The organism is Microcoleus asticus IPMA8 (assembly GCF_013179805.1).
Classification (GTDB): Bacteria; Cyanobacteriota; Cyanobacteriia; order Cyanobacteriales; family Microcoleaceae; genus Microcoleus; species Microcoleus asticus.
Map to the genome: position 1 here is coordinate 45,080 of NZ_SRRZ01000020.1, position 16,642 is coordinate 61,721.

A 16,642-nucleotide genomic window follows, 5' to 3' on the forward strand; every position below is an offset into this window, starting at 1 on the left:
CCCTCTTCTTCTACATCTTTGAAACCGACACCATCTCCATCTTCTCTACTCACTGCATCTCCAACACCACAACCAACCCCATCTCCAACACCGCAACCAACACCGGAACCGACACCACCACCAATACCATCTCCAACACCATCTCCAACATCACTACCAACACCATCTCCAACATCACCAACACCATCTCCAACACCGGAACCCGCGCCATCTCCAATATCAGAACAAACGATATTACCGGATATCTCAATTACCAATACGATCGCCCAATCTGGCAACCTGAATATCATTAATAGAATTGAATCTCTTTTTAACTACAGATCCGATTGGGTAAGCGAAGTTGTCCAAACCGCATCGCCTCTAAGTAGAGTTAGCCTTAGCGATATCACACGACTGATCGATAAACGCGATATCCCTCAAGCTAGTTTCTTTATCGATATCTTCTATAGCGAACAAGTGGGGTCATACGTCAACCAGGAAATCAGGCGGGATTTGCAATCTTTTACGGCCATACAGCAAAGAACTAGAACTATCGCCAACCAAACTGGTAAAAAACCAGCCATTATTTACGCCTTAGCCCGCCCTGAACAATTAGACCTGATCATCGTCCCCCCGACAGGCCTCCCAATTCATAAAAGCATCCCCGCCGCCCGGCGCGAAACTTTGATGCAAGTAGTCGCCAGCTTCAGATCTGAACTTCTTAATCCCATAAAACTCAATACTCAGAGCTATTTGCCAGCATCCCAACAACTTTACCAGTGGATAATCGCACCCTTAGAAGCTGATTTGAAAGCTCAGGGCATCGATACGCTAGTTTTTAGTATGGATGCGGGGTTGCGATCGCTCCCCTTAGCCGCCCTCCATGACGGTTCTCAATTCCTAGTAGAAAAGTACAGCATCGGACTCCTTCCCAGCGTCAACTTAACCGATACTAATTATGAAAGTGTTAAAAATGCTGAAGTTTTAGCAATGGGAGCCTCGCAATTTACTAATAACCAACCCTTGCCAGCAGTGCCTGCTGAACTTAACGCTATTGCCTCAGAATGGAAAGGCGAATCTTTCCTTAATCAAACCTTTACTCTCAATAATCTTCAATCGCAGCGCAATGACAGACCCTATCGGATTATTCACCTCGCCACTCACGGAGAATTTAAGCCAGGAGCACCGAGCAATTCTTACATTCAGTTATCAGATAGAAGGTTAACACTCGATCGCGTGCGCGAACTAGGGTGGAATCAGCCGCCTAAAGTTGAGCTATTGGTGTTGAGCGCTTGTAAAACTGCTGTGGGTGATGATGACGCTGAATTAGGCTTTGCGGGGCTAGCTGTGCAAGCGGGGGTGAAGTCTGTTTTGGCGAGTCTTTGGTACGTCAGCGATGAAGGTACTTTAGGGTTAATGGCTGAATTTTACCATGAGTTAAAAGTCGCGCCTATTAAAGCCGAAGCCTTACGGCAGGCTCAAATCGCCATGCTCAAAGGTCAAGTTCGCATTGAAAATGGCCGTTTAATTTTGTCTAACTTAAATAAGGAGTTAGAATTGCCACCCGAATTAGCTAAACTAGGTAATCAAAACCTTTACCATCCTTATTATTGGTCGGGCTTTACAATGATTGGAAGTCCTTGGTAAGGTATAAAGGTGATTGCAATTGCTTCTTGAATCGCGACATAAAATTGCTGTGTTATTCGTAATGACATAGTAGTAAGTGCATCAAGACTAACAATATCATTGCGAACGAAGCGAAGCAATCGCCAGGAATGATGGAATCACTAACATCTGATTGCTAGTAATTCTCTAAATGCTATTTGAATGAAAAACCTAAAAAGTTAAAATTAAATAGATGCAAATGATACAGCAAAAGTTGGTTTCAACTCTAGTTTTTATTGACTCAAATGTTGAAGATTACCAGAGTTTAATTAGTAGCATTTCCCCAAAGGCTGAAGTAATTATCCTAGATGAAAAGCGGGATGGCATTGAGCAAATAACCGAAAGAGTAGCAACTAAACAAAATATAGAAGCAATCCACATCATCTCTCACGGCAGTCCAGGTGCAGTACAACTCGGTGCAAATACACTCAACAGCAGCAACATAGAAAGCTTCAGCCCTCAACTCCAACAGTGGCGCAAAGCATTAATTCCCGGTGCCGATATTCTCCTCTACGGGTGTAATGTCGCCGCCGATGTATCGGTGACAACTGACATCGACTACATCCGCCACATCAGCGAGGGGTTAAAACCCCTGTCTGATAGCTTAAGTCGGTTAAAAGCGACTCAAGACAATCTTGACAATTCACTTATTGGGTCATCTGTCGATGACTTTCGCTATCAGACGGGGGTTAAAGCCCCCGGCGGGACTGGTGTTAAGCCGACAAAACCAAACCAATTCCTTGAACGCCTGAGTGAATTAACGGGTGCCGACATCGCCGCTTCTGCCAACCTGACAGGCAATGCGGCACAGGGTGGAGACTGGGAACTGGAAGTACAAATAGGCATCATTGAAACGCCCATACCATTTAACGCCAACACCCTCAAAAACTACAGCGGCGTGCTAGGCTTCGCCACCAAAGTTGACTTCCCTACTGGGAGTTACTCCGTCTCCGTCAGCCTCGGCGACATCAACGGCGACGGGAAACCTGACTTAGCTGTGGCGAACGACAACAGCGTCTCCATCCTGCTCAACACCACCACTACCGGAGCCACCACTGCCAGTTTTGCTCCCCAAGCCGCCTTAGCTAGTGGCACTGGCGCCAGATCCGTCAGCATCAGCGACATCAACGGCGACGGAAAACCTGACTTAGCTGTGCCGAACGCGAACAGCAACGATGTCTCCATCCTGCTCAACACCACCCCCAAAGTTACTGCTGTCACCGCCACCACCCCTGACGGCAGCTACGGTGTAGATTCTACTATCAATATCACCGTCACCTTCGATGCTGCTGTCAACGTCACCGGCACGCCCCGACTGCAACTCGAAACAGGCACAACCGACCAATTTGCCAACTACGCCTCTGGTAGCGGTACTACAGCCCTCACCTTCAACTATTTAGTGCAACCAGGAGACACCTCGGGTGACTTACAATACCTCCTCACTAACGCTCTCACGCTCAATGGCGGCACAATTAAAGAAACCGTTGGTACAGCGTTTGACGCATTTTTAACTCTTCCTACCTTAGCCTCAGCGAACTCTCTGGGCGGTAGCAAAGCCATAGTTATTGATGGTATTGCACCCACAGTTGCCTTAACATCCGCATCAGCAACAACAGTAAATGGTTTATTTAGCGTCACAGCAACATTTAGTGAAAATGTCACCGGGTTTGATAATACTGATATCACCGTCGCCAATGCGACTGTCGGTAACTTTGTCACACTTGATGCCAAAACCTACACCTTTGATGTCACTCCCACCGCTGATGGTAATGTCACAGTTGATGTACTTGCGGCTAAAGCTACGGATACTGCGAGTAATAACAATACCGCTGCCACTCAACTTGTTCGTACTGCTGATATTACACCGCCAACAGTTGCCTTAACATCCGCATCACCGACAACAATAAATGCACCATTTTTAGTCACAGCAACTTTCAGTGAAAATGTGACAGGATTTAGTTCGAGTGGCATTAATGTTACTAACGGTACGGTTAGCAGTTTTACAGGTAGCGGCACGACTTATAATTTTACAGTCACACCGAATGCTGATGGCGCTGTCACAGTTGATGTACCGGAGGCAACAGCTACGGATACTGCGACTAATAACAATACCGCTGCCACTCAACTGACTCGTACTGCTGATATTACACCGCCAACTATTGCCTTAACATCCGCATCACCGACAACAATAAATGCACCATTTTTAGTCACAGCAACTTTTAGTGAAAATGTGACAGGATTTAGTTCGAGTGGCATTAATGTGACTAACGGTACGGTTAGCGGTTTTATTGGTAGCGGCACGACTTATAATTTTACAGTCACACCGAATGCTTATGGCGCTGTCACAGTTGATGTACCGGAGGCAACAGCTACGGATACTGCGACTAATAACAATACCGCTGCAACTCAACTTGTTCGTACTGCTGATTTTACCGCACCAACTGCTAGCTTGGGTACAATTTCTAACATTGCTACAGCGGGCGGCACAAGTCAGACATTGACAGTTACTTTCAGTGATAGTAGCGGAGTTGATGTTAGCAGTTTAGATAATTCTGACCTAGTAGTAAATTGGTCAAATGGTGCAATTCCCGCTACATTTTTCAGCGTCGATACTAATAGTAATGGCACCACTCGCACGGCAACTTATTCGCTGACTCCGCCTGGGGGAAGTTGGGATGATACAGATAATGGCAGTTACGCTGTTAATTTGCAAGCATCGCAAATAAAAGATACTTTTGGCAATCAAGTTTTAGGTAGCAATTTAGGTAGTTTTACTGTTAACATTGCCACGCCAACACCGACTCCCACGCCAGCACCAATTCCCGCGCCAGCACCGATTCCCGCGCCAGCACCAATTCCCGCGCCAGCACCGATTCCCGCGCCGACTCCCACGCCAACAATTCCCACGCCAACTCTAGGTACTCCCGCTGTCATTTTCATTGAACCACTTGGCAGTACCGAGGTACTCGAAAGCTTGGGCAGCGATATATACAAAGTGCGACTAAATACTCAGCCAACTGCTAATGTCACCGTCGCCATTACCCCTGAAACTCAAGTTACTGTTAGCCTACCTGCCCTTACTTTTACTCCCGCCAATTGGAATGTCGCTCAAACGGTAACGGTGACTGCGGTTGACGATGCGGTTGTTGAGGGCGATCGTCTAAGTCCAATTAGCCACGCCACTACCAGCAATGACACATTGTATAATAATCTGGTCGCCCCTCTCACAGTCAATATCAGCGATAACGATAACTTAGGCGATGTCAAAACTTTGTCCCAAAAGTCAGTAATCGGTTTGACAGATAAGGACGATCGCCTCACAGGATCGGCATTGAATGACATTATCCACGCACGCCCCGGCAATGACTATCTTCATGGCAAAGCAGGAGATGACTTGCTTTACGGACAAAAAGGCGATGACGGCATCAGGAGCGGTGATGGCAATGACATTATTTTTGGCGGTAAGGGGATTGATTTTATTCAGGGTGACGGTGGCCTTGACTTGATTTATGGAGGAAAGGAAAACGATCGCATTTACAGCGGCGATGGCGACGATATATTGTTTGGCGACGGGGGCAATGATTACTTATTTGGAGAAATTGGTGCCGACACTCTCACAGGCGGATTGGGTTTTGATGTGTTTGCGATCGCGATCGATACTGGTGGAACAGACGCTTCCGCCGCCGATGTGATTGCTGATTTTACCCTCAATCAAGACAAAATTGATTTAATTAGCCCCCTGGCTTTTAGCCAGTTAAATATTTATCAAGGAACCGGCGCTTTTGTTAGCGATACTATAATTCAGTATCAGATAACAGGGGAATATTTAGCTGTCTTGAAAGGAGTCACTGCCAGCAGTATAGTTCAGGCAGTAACTTTTTAGACTTCGTATGTTGTTGCGCTAAAGCGCTTTAGCGCAACAACATACCTATCCCATTTCGATCGCCTAGTTTGTAGGGTGTCTCAGCAGTCGATCGCACTTTTGCTTTGTATTGTCAAATCAACAATAGCAATCCTCGCATCATTTGTGAATTTCTTACGGACTCCCCGCGAGTTCGGGGAGGGTTGGGGTGGGGTAAAAAATTTACGACTCCTGCAAGGATCGCTATAGCAACCGCTTAATTTAAATTGTGTAGCCTGTCTTTAATTTTTTTGCGAGTCCCCAATGCAGACTGACAGCGTTCCCAATAAATTTTAGCAACGCGATCGCCCTGATTCTGACGCCAACACTCTGAAAACAGCCACGCCGCTTCAGCCACATTCCCTTCCGAGTACATCGCCCTAGCTTCGGCAAACAATTTCAGCGTAGCTAACTTGCCCTCTTTCATTGCTAGCGGGTCAGCATCAAACACCTCATAAACCGTCACAGCTTCGGATTTTCCCTTGACTTTTACCGTGTCGAGAGTGCGGATTGCGTACTGGGATGGATTTTTTAGGCGCGAGTAAGTTGGCTGGGTAATTAATAGAGACACCCCATAATTTTTCGTCAAACTTTCCACGCGAGAAGCTAAATTCACCGCATCGCTGATGACTGTCCCGTCCATGCGATTTGGTCCTCCCACTGTTCCCAGCATCAAAGAACCCGTATTAATGCCAATTCCAATCTGAATCGGCGCACAGCCAGAGTTAGCGCAGTATTCATTGTATTCAGCGAGACTGTGCAGCATAGCAATTCCCGCTTTCACCGCACGATCCGCCTCACCGCTAAACAGCGCCATAATCGCATCGCCAATATATTTGTCGATAAACCCGTTATTTTCATTAATGACGGGTTCCATGCGAGAAAGATAAGAATTGATAAATTTGAAATTATCCTCTGGCGTCATAGTTTCCGAAAGCGTGGTAAAATTGCGAATGTCGGAAAACAGCACCGACATTTCTAACTGCACTTGGTCGCCCAATTCCACATCAATGATGCTTGATTTCTCTAAAAACTGGAGGAATTGATGGGGAACAAATCGCTCGTAAGCTTTGTTGAGTTGAGCCAGCCTGCTTTCATTTCCGCGTACTTCTGTATAAAGCTTAGAATTTTGAATCGAGATCGCGGCTTGTCCAGATAAAACTTTTAATATTTCCACTCTTTCTGGGGTAAAAGCTCCCGCTGTCAAATTATTTTCTAGGTAAACAATACTAATGATTTGAGATTGATTAATCAGCGGCACACATAAAATTGATTTGGGCTGATGCTTTCGGATGTGGCGGTCGTTGGTAAATTGTCCCGATCGGGCAGCATCATCCAGTACCACGCTTTCTTGAGTGCGGCTCACATAATTGACAATTGCGGAGGAAAGTTCTTGACAGGTTTCAACGGGGATTGACTGCAACACGGTGACGAGTTCGTCATCGATTGTCCCTTCAGCTTCAATCAACAGTTGTCCCTGGCTTAACAAAATCAGATAACCCTTTTGCGCCCCTGCATTTTCCATCAAAATTTTCATTAAGCTAGACAGTAGCTTATCTAGCATAATTTCTCCAGAAATCGCCTGAGAAGCCTTCATGACTGCGGCGATATCTAGGTGATTCCCCGAACCAGTCGTTGTCATTGCTACGGTAGTTTGAGTGTTGTTCCTTCCCGGTTGAGTTACCGCGAATAAGTGGGGATATCGCGTTTCTAAATCCGTTACCTTAGCAGTGGCTCCCCATTCAACATAACAATAATACGCCTCAAATATGTAGGCTTGAGCAACTTTTGTTTTGCCCCATTCTCCGTAGAATTTTGCTGCTAGTTCGTTGGCCAGGGCTTCGTCATTAACATATTTGTTTTCTTTCGCTCCTTCAATTGCGCGATCGTACATTTCAATCGCCTCGGCTTTATTGCCCAACACCCGTTGTCGTTCTGCTTCGACTAAATACCATTTATGCAAATAATTCATCGGAGCATTTTGCGCCCACTGTTGCAGCGTGCTTTGATGGGTTTCCACTAAGGCAATAATTTCAGTTTGCTCAATTGCTGGCTGTGCCCGAAAAAGTGCCAGGTGCGTCAGGGCGGCATAAAAATGAAAAATTGGAACAAAAGTCGATCCAGATACTCCCATCAAATACTGTTTGACTTGGGTAATGTGGTCTAGGGCAGCCGTATAATTTCCATAGCAGTAAGCAAGCAGCAGTTTGTAGATGCAGGCACAAGCGATCGCCGTGAATTCATTATCCTCATAGTGCTTGGGAATCATCACCGTTTCATCGTAGGCAGAGCCTATTAACAAATCCGGCCGAATACGGGTTTCCCTCAAGTTTTGCACCGTCTGCTGAATCATATCCAAATAAACCCGAGCAGAAGATTGTTTCAACTGCGCCATGACAGCCCTGTAACTTGCTATTTCAGGTTCCCAAGTGTCTAGTTCTATCCCAGCGAATAAATAAGTATAAAAACAAATATATATGTTGTAGCCAGCGTCTACAAAGTCGCCTGTTTCCATGCCCAACCTATAGCCCTCTTTCAGCGTCGGTATCGTTGCCAAAAGAGATTCTTGGCGATGCTGAATCCAACCACCAAACAAAAGCAGAATTATAGACTTGAATTCGGGCACATTGAACCGATCGAGCAAGTTCAGTGCCAGTCGCCCAAAACAATAACCGGTTTCCACCTCTTGTAAAAAGGCACAGAACACCATCCCGTGCATCGCATACCCCACCGTCGATGCGGGCGCATTCCCAAAGGAGAGCGATAAACTCACCATTGTGGAGCTCAGCAGGGGCAGCAAACCGGGCATTCCCTGGAAAACGGGTGGAAACAACATACCAGACAGTTGCATAGCTGCCTGAGTCTGTGGATTTGTCATCACAGGTAGGTCAACCAATTCCTCAATCTTTCTGCCGCCGAGGGTGCCCGCAAGGACTTGTAGCGCTTTGCCAATCTTGGCTTCATCAGGTTCGGCAGGGAGTTCAATCCCCAATTGTAAGAGTGCCTCTCTTGCTACTGCGATCGTTTCTAACACCTTGCTCTGGGCTGTCTGAGCGGCTATTTTAATTTCGTAAATTTTAACTCGATCTAAAATTGTTTGGGCTTCTTGCAAAACCAGTGCTGCCATGTGTTCCATACCATCAAAGTCACCATTCAAATAGGCAATTTCAGCAGCCGCAACATAGAGATTTAGCGCCAATTCATATTGAGTTTGCCAGCATTGAGGTGTCAGCAGCTCAATTCCAGTTTGTAGATAGATATTTGCCGCAGCGTAGGCGGTAGAACTTCTGGCTTTATGTCCCGCTTCTAAGTTAAGTTGGGCTAAGGCTGAGCGTTCACTTAATTGATCGATTAACTCAATTCCTTTATTTAAATGCCCCACAATATCAAAGAGTTTTTCTTCTGTTTCAATGTCAGAAGAATTTTGTAGCAGTAACTGTCCGATTTTGAGATGAGTAGCTTGTTTTTGGTCGTCAGGAATCAATGAATAAGCCGCTTGCTGGACGCGATCGTGCAGGAACTTATAAGTTGGATTAGCAACAGACTGATTTGGGGATTGATCGCCTGCTTGAATAAAGCTATAGCCTTCTGAAATCAGTAAAATGAGTCCTTCTTGCAAGGCTTTCCACAGCGCTGATTCCGTTGGTTCTGGTAGTTCTTCGTTGACTATTGCCAATGTATCTAAATCAAACTGCGCCCCAATGCACGCGGCAAGTTTGAGAACATCCTGAGTTTCGGCAGGCAACTTCTGCAATTGCGCCGCCATAAACTCCACCACATCCGAGGCATCGGCAAATGTAACTCGATCGATATCGCACTGCCAATGCCGTACATCCCAGTCAAAGATAATTTGATTGTCTTCATACAAAGACTTGAGGAATTGAGTAGAGAAAAAGGGATTTCCTTGGGTTTTTTGATAAACCAATTCTGTTAAGGGTCCGGCCAAGGATAAATTACAAATCAGCGTATCTGCTACCAACTGATTCAGATCTGCTAAACTCAACGGTTGCAGCGTAATAGTGTTCACCACTGCGCCCGACTTCACAATCTCATCCACCGTCAACATAAACGGATGAACAGGGGAGACTTCATTATCCCGATAAGCACCCAATACTAACAGATGCCCCGTATCCTCCATCAACAGTTGTAGCAATTTCAAAGATGCCGAATCCGCCCACTGCAAATCATCCAAAAATATCACTAAGGGATGTTCGGCAGTAGTAAATACTTGCACAAACTTTTGCATCAGCAGATTGAAGCGATTTTGCGCTCCGCTCCCCGACAGCTCTAGCGCAGGACTTTGAGCGCCAATGATGCGTTCTAACTCAGGTATCACCTCAATCAGCACTTGCCCGCTATCGCCTACTGCTGCGAGAATCAGGGTTTTCCATATGTGTAACTGAGCGTCACTTTCTGATAATAATTCCCCCATTAATTCCCGAAATGCTTGCACAAATGCACTGAAGGGGATATTGCGTTGAAATTGGTCGTATTTGCCTTTAATAAAATAGCCGCGCTGTCGGGCGATCGGCTTATGCACTTCGTTGACTACTGCGGTTTTACCAATTCCAGAAAAGCCAGCTACTAGCATCATTTCGGTACTAGCATTACGGACTCTTTCAAAGGCAGCTAATAGATTAAAAACTTCAGTTTCCCTGCCGTAGAGTTTTTCTGGAATCAGGAAACGATCCGTAATATCCCGCGTTCCCAATGCAAACTGATCGATATTACCCGTTGCTTGTAATTGAACGAGACAAGTGTCTAAATCATGTTTCAATCCCAATGCAGTTTGATAGCGGTTTTCCGCATTTTTTTCCATCATTTTACTGACAATTTGGGATACAATTCGGGGAATTTCTGGCTCGATTTGGTGCGGGGGTAATGGCTGTCTGGCAATGTGGCAGTGAACCAACTCTAAAGGATCTTCTGTTTCAAAAGGCAGCTTTCCTGTCAGCAATTCATAGAAGGTGACGCCGAGCGAGTAAAAGTCAGTGCGGTAATCGAGAGCGCGGTTCATCCTACCAGTTTGTTCGGGCGATATGTAAGCGAGAGTGCCTTCTAAAATGTTGGGGTTTTTCAGGCTCGGCGTTTCTCGCGTTAGCTGAGTAGAAATGCCAAAGTCGATAATTTTTATCTGCTCCGTCGCTGGATTGAATACTATATTAGAAGGGTTAATATCCTTGTGGATAATATTGGCGTTGTGAATTTGCCCTAAAGTTTCAGTGGTGGCAATAGCCAGGATCAGAAACTCCTTGAGGCTAAACTTTCGCTGCTGCATCCATATTTTCAACGATTCCCCGCCAAAGTCCTCCACAAACATCACGAGGCTGTTTTGGTATTTTTGCAAGTCATAGACTTGCACGACTCCCGCCTCTCTCAGCTCTTGGGTGATGCGGTATTCGGTGCGGTAGCGCAGCAATTCTTGAGGTGTGGGGTAGCTTTCTTTGAGAAGTTTGAGGATGAGCGGTTGGTTATCTGCTTCCCGAATGGCCCGGTAAACCAGAGAGTTGGCACTTTCATAGAGAAGTGTCACGACGGCAATGCCTGGAATGGAGAGCATATTATTTTACTTCTAAAAAATAAAGCGAAATCAAAACGCACCGGGTTCGTTGTGTCGAGAATAGCGCTTTAGAAAGGAACAAATTATGTTTTTATAACACACTCTTAGTTTTTCGGCAGCGAAGTCGCTTTCAGGTGGTCTGGCATAGTAACGGTAAGGAGTTATGAGGTTACGTATCTAAGCCTTGTTCATTTTCACTTTCATGAATTGTCCCGGTTGCGGTTCTCCAAAACTCGTTAAAAATTGCCCTACCAACAGCGATCGGCAAAACTTTAAATGTAGATATTGTCACAGACAGTTTGTTCAAAACCCCAGACATCAAAGGATTTCAGAAGACACCCAAAAATTGATAGATCAGCTTTTATTAGAAAAATATCTTGAGCCGGGATTGTCAAAGTCACCGGGGTGCCGCCCCGCTGGTTGGAATATTATGTATTTTCAACAATTAGCATCAGTTCCCGGGCAATTTCAAGTAAAGTCAAAAAAAACAGGCAAGATAACGATCGAATGTGATCAAATGTCGTGGTTTGTAAACCATAAGGGTAACAAACAGTGGAAAGAGCTGGCAATTGATGCCTTAACCAAAGAAATTCTAAGGGTGTAGATAGGTAGTCGAGATCAAACTGGTGCTAGAGGTTTGTGGGATTCCCTCCCAGCCGTTTACAGACAATGTGCCGTCTATTATACAGATTTTGGGGCCGCCTCTATAAAAGTTTTCCCTCGCCAGCGACACAAACCTGTCGGGAAAGATACGGGCCCAACTTGTGATATAACACCCTGAGGCAAAGGATATCTCACTATTGTAATAAAGAGTCTGTCCTCATCTAACAAGCTCTCCAATCATGTGGGATATTCTGGTATTTATCCATCATTACAACGTTTTTTTACCCCTAAAAATATTGAGGATTTTTCCTTGCTATGCAGGGCTTCCAGACTTTGTTCTAATGATTTTGGAGAGTAATTCTTCTACTTCCCCTTACCCTTCCCGGCTACAAACTCGCGCAGCCGCAGTAAACTAGCCGTTTGCCCCAAATTCAGCGGCAGCAGCGACACTCCCTCTAACCGAGACTGCACCCAACCGTCGCCCCAATACCACTCATGAAATCCGTCAATTCCCTGACTCAATAACAGCCGGAGACAATTGTGCTCAGCAATATCAACGTGATGCTGAACTGCCACGGGGCCCAACCAACTCGTAAAGGTCAAACCTTGAGAAAATTCTTCCGGCAAACCGCTAGACAACTGCTGCGGCCACAACCACTGCTGCAATTGATTCGGACGCAACAAGCTGTCTCTAATCGCTGTTTCGGAAGCTTCAAGTTCAATCCGCAGGTTGCTTTGTTGAAAGTTACCGAGCATAAGAATTTTAGATATAAGTGCAAGTAACTTTAATGTAACTTATTGGACTGCTTCCAACCTGTTGCGGGCGGGCAAGATGCCCACCCCACAAGCAGAAAATTCATTCTTCGCTTCACAGGCCGTCGGGCCTGTTCATGTCCGGGCGGGCTCTGGGGCACAACCCCTACTCCCCACAAACAGAAAATTCAATGTTTGTGGAACAGGCCGTCGGGCCTGTTCTTGACAGTAGTGCAAAATGTTCGATCGCACACCAGCGCACACCAGCGCACATCAGCGTCCATCCGCGTTCATCTGCGGTTAAAAATTTAAGATCTTCGATCGAAACGATCGCCCCACACCCCATTTTCGTATCGAACTGTTAAGGTCTGTTTCATTTCATTGAAATCTTTCCCCCATACCCCCACCGCATCCAAACTCCGTGATACCATCACACCTGAGTAATGCCTATAGTAAAAAACTGGAGAGAAAAGCTTTGACACTAAGGGTTGCAGTAGTAGGTTCAGGCCCTGCGGGTTCTTCCGCCGCCGAAACACTGGTAAAAGCAGGCATCGAAACATACCTATTCGAGCGTAAATTAGACAATGCCAAACCCTGTGGCGGGGCAATTCCCCTGTGCATGGTCAGCGAATTTGACTTGCCGCAAAGCATCATAGACCGCCAAGTCAGAAAAATGAAAATGATCTCCCCCTCGAATGTCGAGGTGGACATCAATATTGAAAACGCCCACGAATACATCGGTATGTGCCGCCGCGAAGTGCTCGATGGCTTCATGCGCGATCGCGCCGCTTCCTTGGGTGCAAAATTGATTAACGGCACCGTTCACAAATTAGAAATTCCCGGCAACAATACAGACCCCTACACTCTCCACTATGCCGACCACTCCGACGGCAGCGCCATGGGAATTCAGAAAACTCTGAAAGTGGATTTGGTAATTGGGGCTGACGGCGCTAACTCCCGCGTAGCAAAGGCGATCGACGCTGGCGACTACAATTATGCGATCGCCTTCCAAGAACGCATCCGCCTGCCGGAAGATAAAATGGCTTACTACCACGACTTAGCCGAAATGTACGTCGGCGATGACGTATCTACCGACTTCTACGCTTGGGTGTTCCCCAAATACGACCACGTAGCGGTCGGCACCGGCACGATGAAAGTCAATCAAGCCAGTATCAAAAAGCTGCAAGCAGGCATCCGCGCCCGCGCTGCCAAAAAATTGATGGGCGGTGAGATTATTAAAGTGGAAGCTCACCCTATCCCGGAACATCCGCGTCCTCGCCGGGTTGTCGGCCGAGTTGCTCTCGTAGGCGACGCTGCAGGTTACGTTACCAAGTCTTCCGGCGAAGGTATCTATTTTGCCGCCAAGTCTGGTCGGATGTGCGCCGAAACTATTGTGGAGATTTCCAATAAAGGCGCGCGCATTCCGACTGAAGAGGAAATTAAGATTTACCTGAAGCGGTGGGATAAAGCCTACGGCATTACTTACAAAGTTCTGGACATTTTGCAGCGCGTGTTCTACCGTTCCGATGCGACTCGCGAAGCTTTTGTGGAAATGTGTGCCGATCGCGACGTGCAGAAGCTCACATTCGATAGCTACTTGTATAAAACCGTGGTACCGGCTAATCCCTTCATTCAGATGAAGATTACCGCCAAAACCATTGGTAGCTTGTTGCGCGGCAATGCTTTAGCGCCTTAATTCCCTGGGTGTCAACACACTTTGTATAAAAAAGCGGGCAGTGATAAAACTGCTCGCTTTTTTTAGATCTTACATAACGAACCGCGAAGGCGCTAAGGGCGCCAAGGATGATGAAGATGAATTGTTAGTTCAAGTTCAATTGCACTAAGGTATCCGGTGCGAGGAAGTGGGAAATGTGATAAGCTCGCTCTTCTGTTTTTAGCAGGATTTTTTCGTAGAGGTAGCGCGTAGCTCGATCGCCCAAACTTTCTGCTTGTCCTGCTTGACGCCGCAGCAAACCTATAATAGCTTGCTCCGCAGTCAAATCATGTTCCAGCATTTGGCGGCAAGAATACACGCCGTCTGGTTCCGGCTCGAAACAGCACAGTTCGGCTAACTTGCTAAAACCCGCTGCCGGTATGCCGCCCAATCCGTTCAACCGTTCGCCCAACTCGTGGACGCTATCTTGAGCTTCTCCGTAGCTTTCTTGAAAGAATTGGTGCAAGGAGTAAAATTCTGCCCCTTCCACCACAAAATGATGTTTTTGATATTGCAGGTATAAAGCCTGAAAACTCGCCAGCAGCGCGTTCATCCCTTCACAAACCGGTGCTGTGACTGAATGTTCCAACAAAATTGGGTTTTCAGCTATGTGGCCAAACGGTCTCAATGCACTCTGAGTCTCAGCCATGTGTGTTCTCCTCTCAATAGGCAGTTTTGTTGCCAATAGAGTCAGTGTAGCACTGTAAATTTACCAGTCAAGCAGGGTCTGCCTCGATAGTGGAAGATATTGTAGAGTAGGAAATTTTTTTTCTAAACCTATTGAGAATAATTAGCAGTTGGGTTATGCTTTAAAAAGATCCTCGTTCTGAACGCTTCCTGAAAGTGGGGCGAACCTTCAGAAGGCAGAAAGCAGAAGGCAGAAAGCAGAATTTTTCAGGAAGGGCTTTTGACCATCCTTGACTTTCTTCTGAAATCTAGCTTTGAACTTCTGCCCGCTACCAGTCAGGGTAAAAATTAATGCAAATTATTACTGTTGTCAAAAAATGAATCCAGCAGATCCAGAATTAGAAGTTTGTGACATTGTGCAAGTTAGTTGGCTAGATAGGTGGCAAGTTTACAAACGCTTGCAAGAACTAGAAATTCCCTGCTGGTGTGCGGTTGACCAACCTTTGCGGGCAAAAGTCAACACTGTCAAACAAGCTGCTCAGTTAACGAGCGTGTTAAGGCAAGTCAGTGCCCCTCGGGGCGAACTGGTGCAGTGGCTGGAGTGCTGCTGGCAAATAAGCTAAAGGTAGAAAGAAGTTCGGCAACGAACAGTGTACAACATGGAACGGATGTAACCGATTTAAAGGAGTCATAACAATGTATAAATCTGGCAAGCAAGTTTCCGAATTCAGTTTAGAGGGAGAAATCCTCGGCCTGATTGTTGAAGATGGTTGCAAACTTAAATATTTGCGAATTAGCAGCGATCGGGGAGTAGAATATCTTGTTAAACTTTGCAAGGAATTGCGGTCATTTCTGTTACCTGTTTTGACGCCCGGGTTGAAAGTTCAAGTTGTAGGTGAGAAAGAACTCAATTTGAAAAATGGTAAAATAAAACTTAAAGCTCGCAGCCTCAAGCTGGCTCAGGGCAACGACGATCGCTCGCCAGAACTGCTCGACTCCACCAATGGGCCTGTTGCGGTATTGACATCCGAGGATCGCGCGATCGCCAAAAGCGAATTCACCTCTCCCACAGCAGCTCAAACTGTAAAAGCTCCGGCAAAAACTCAAACCAAAATATTAGTATGTCAAAAATCAGACTGCCAGAAGCGGGGCGCTGGAGGAGTCTGTAAAGCTTTAGAAAATGCTTTGAATTCGCGCGGTTTAGAAGACCAAGTGACTGTTCAGGGAACCGGATGTCTCAAACAGTGTAAAGCGGGCCCAAATATAGTTGTGATGCCGGACAAAACTCGCTACAGCCGCATTGCACCGGCAGAGGTTCCAGCAATCATTGACAAACATTTTGCAGTTGTTAAAGCTTAGGCGATCGCACGGATGCCGAAACAGTAAGTTATACTATGTGAGATTAAATAATTAAAAAATTGAGAATAACTTATTCTGTAGGGGGCGATCGCCCCCCTACAGTTGCATCATTTTTTGAAACTGCTATTAGACATGGGGAAAAATCATGTTGATAGGACTCGCGGCGAAAAACTCACATCCCCAGGGTGGTGGTGGGCGCATCTTACGCCTTAATTTGAGTTCCGGTTGTATAGCGCAACCGCCAAAACGGTTGGGACGTTCTTAATTGCTCAAACCCTTGATTTTATTGCTTCTTCCTTCTCCCTTCTTCTGACTTCCATCGGACTTCTTCATTCCCATATAGTTCGATCGCGCCACTCGATTCAGAGGCTATAGTCCCAAAAAACAGGAAAAATGACAAAAACTATCACTTAGGGGCTTCCTTCTGGAGAAAGTATAAGGATAGACTGTATCTGAGACCCTGTGACTATTGGGATAAAAA

Annotated in this window: 10 protein-coding genes and 1 pseudogene; 7 read left to right on the forward strand and 4 right to left on the reverse strand. The window is 46.1% G+C overall.

The window, feature by feature from the left end; translation table 11 throughout:
• A partial coding sequence (locus tag E5S67_RS33170; protein WP_246276666.1) for a hypothetical protein occupies positions 1–290 on the reverse strand: 290 nt, incomplete at its 3' end.
• Between the two features lie 166 nt (positions 291–456).
• Here E5S67_RS33170 and E5S67_RS33175 point away from each other — a divergent pair.
• On the forward strand, positions 457–1,626 hold the full coding sequence (locus E5S67_RS33175; protein WP_343045292.1) for a CHAT domain-containing protein: 1,170 nt from the start codon (positions 457–459) through the stop codon (positions 1,624–1,626).
• A 211-nt stretch (positions 1,627–1,837) separates the two neighbouring features.
• Positions 1,838–5,527, forward strand: coding sequence for a DUF4347 domain-containing protein (locus tag E5S67_RS07655; RefSeq protein ID WP_216670278.1), 3,690 nt, complete (start codon positions 1,838–1,840; stop codon positions 5,525–5,527).
• A gap of 235 nt (positions 5,528–5,762) precedes the next feature.
• Here E5S67_RS07655 and E5S67_RS07660 read toward each other — a convergent pair whose 3' ends face one another.
• A complete protein-coding gene (locus tag E5S67_RS07660; protein WP_172186473.1) occupies positions 5,763–11,105 on the reverse strand; it encodes an AAA family ATPase in 5,343 nt (1,780 codons plus the stop codon).
• A gap of 202 nt (positions 11,106–11,307) precedes the next feature.
• Here E5S67_RS07660 and E5S67_RS07665 point away from each other — a divergent pair.
• A pseudogene (locus tag E5S67_RS07665) lies at positions 11,308–11,983 on the forward strand (IS1 family transposase); the annotation flags it as partial.
• A gap of 88 nt (positions 11,984–12,071) precedes the next feature.
• On the opposite strand, the gene E5S67_RS07670 reads toward E5S67_RS07665, so the two are convergent.
• Entirely contained in the window at positions 12,072–12,464 is a 393-nt protein-coding gene (locus E5S67_RS07670) for a hypothetical protein (RefSeq protein ID WP_172186474.1), read from the reverse strand.
• Positions 12,465–12,652: 188 nt separating this feature from the next.
• Between E5S67_RS07670 and E5S67_RS32315 the strand changes: the two genes are divergently transcribed.
• Both E5S67_RS32315 and chlP read left to right on the forward strand, forming a co-directional pair.
• Entirely contained in the window at positions 12,653–12,826 is a 174-nt protein-coding gene (locus tag E5S67_RS32315) for a hypothetical protein (protein WP_216670279.1), read from the forward strand.
• A gap of 110 nt (positions 12,827–12,936) precedes the next feature.
• Entirely contained in the window at positions 12,937–14,157 is a 1,221-nt protein-coding gene (chlP, locus tag E5S67_RS07675; protein ID WP_172186475.1) for a geranylgeranyl reductase, read from the forward strand.
• A 124-nt stretch (positions 14,158–14,281) separates the two neighbouring features.
• Here chlP and dpsA read toward each other — a convergent pair whose 3' ends face one another.
• Positions 14,282–14,824 carry a DNA starvation/stress protection protein DpsA gene (gene dpsA, locus E5S67_RS07680; RefSeq protein ID WP_172186476.1) on the reverse strand — a complete coding sequence of 181 codons (543 nt, stop codon included), beginning with the start codon at positions 14,822–14,824 and terminating at the stop codon, positions 14,282–14,284.
• A 355-nt stretch (positions 14,825–15,179) separates the two neighbouring features.
• Here dpsA and E5S67_RS07685 point away from each other — a divergent pair, with 355 nt between their 5' ends.
• Both E5S67_RS07685 and E5S67_RS07690 read left to right on the forward strand, forming a co-directional pair.
• Positions 15,180–15,425: an Asr1405/Asl0597 family protein gene (locus E5S67_RS07685; RefSeq protein WP_172186477.1), complete on the forward strand. Its 246-nt coding sequence runs from the start codon at positions 15,180–15,182 to the stop codon at positions 15,423–15,425.
• A 73-nt stretch (positions 15,426–15,498) separates the two neighbouring features.
• On the forward strand, positions 15,499–16,161 hold the full coding sequence (locus tag E5S67_RS07690; RefSeq protein ID WP_172186478.1) for a (2Fe-2S) ferredoxin domain-containing protein: 663 nt from the start codon (positions 15,499–15,501) through the stop codon (positions 16,159–16,161).
• The last annotated feature ends 481 nt before the right edge of the window (positions 16,162–16,642 follow it).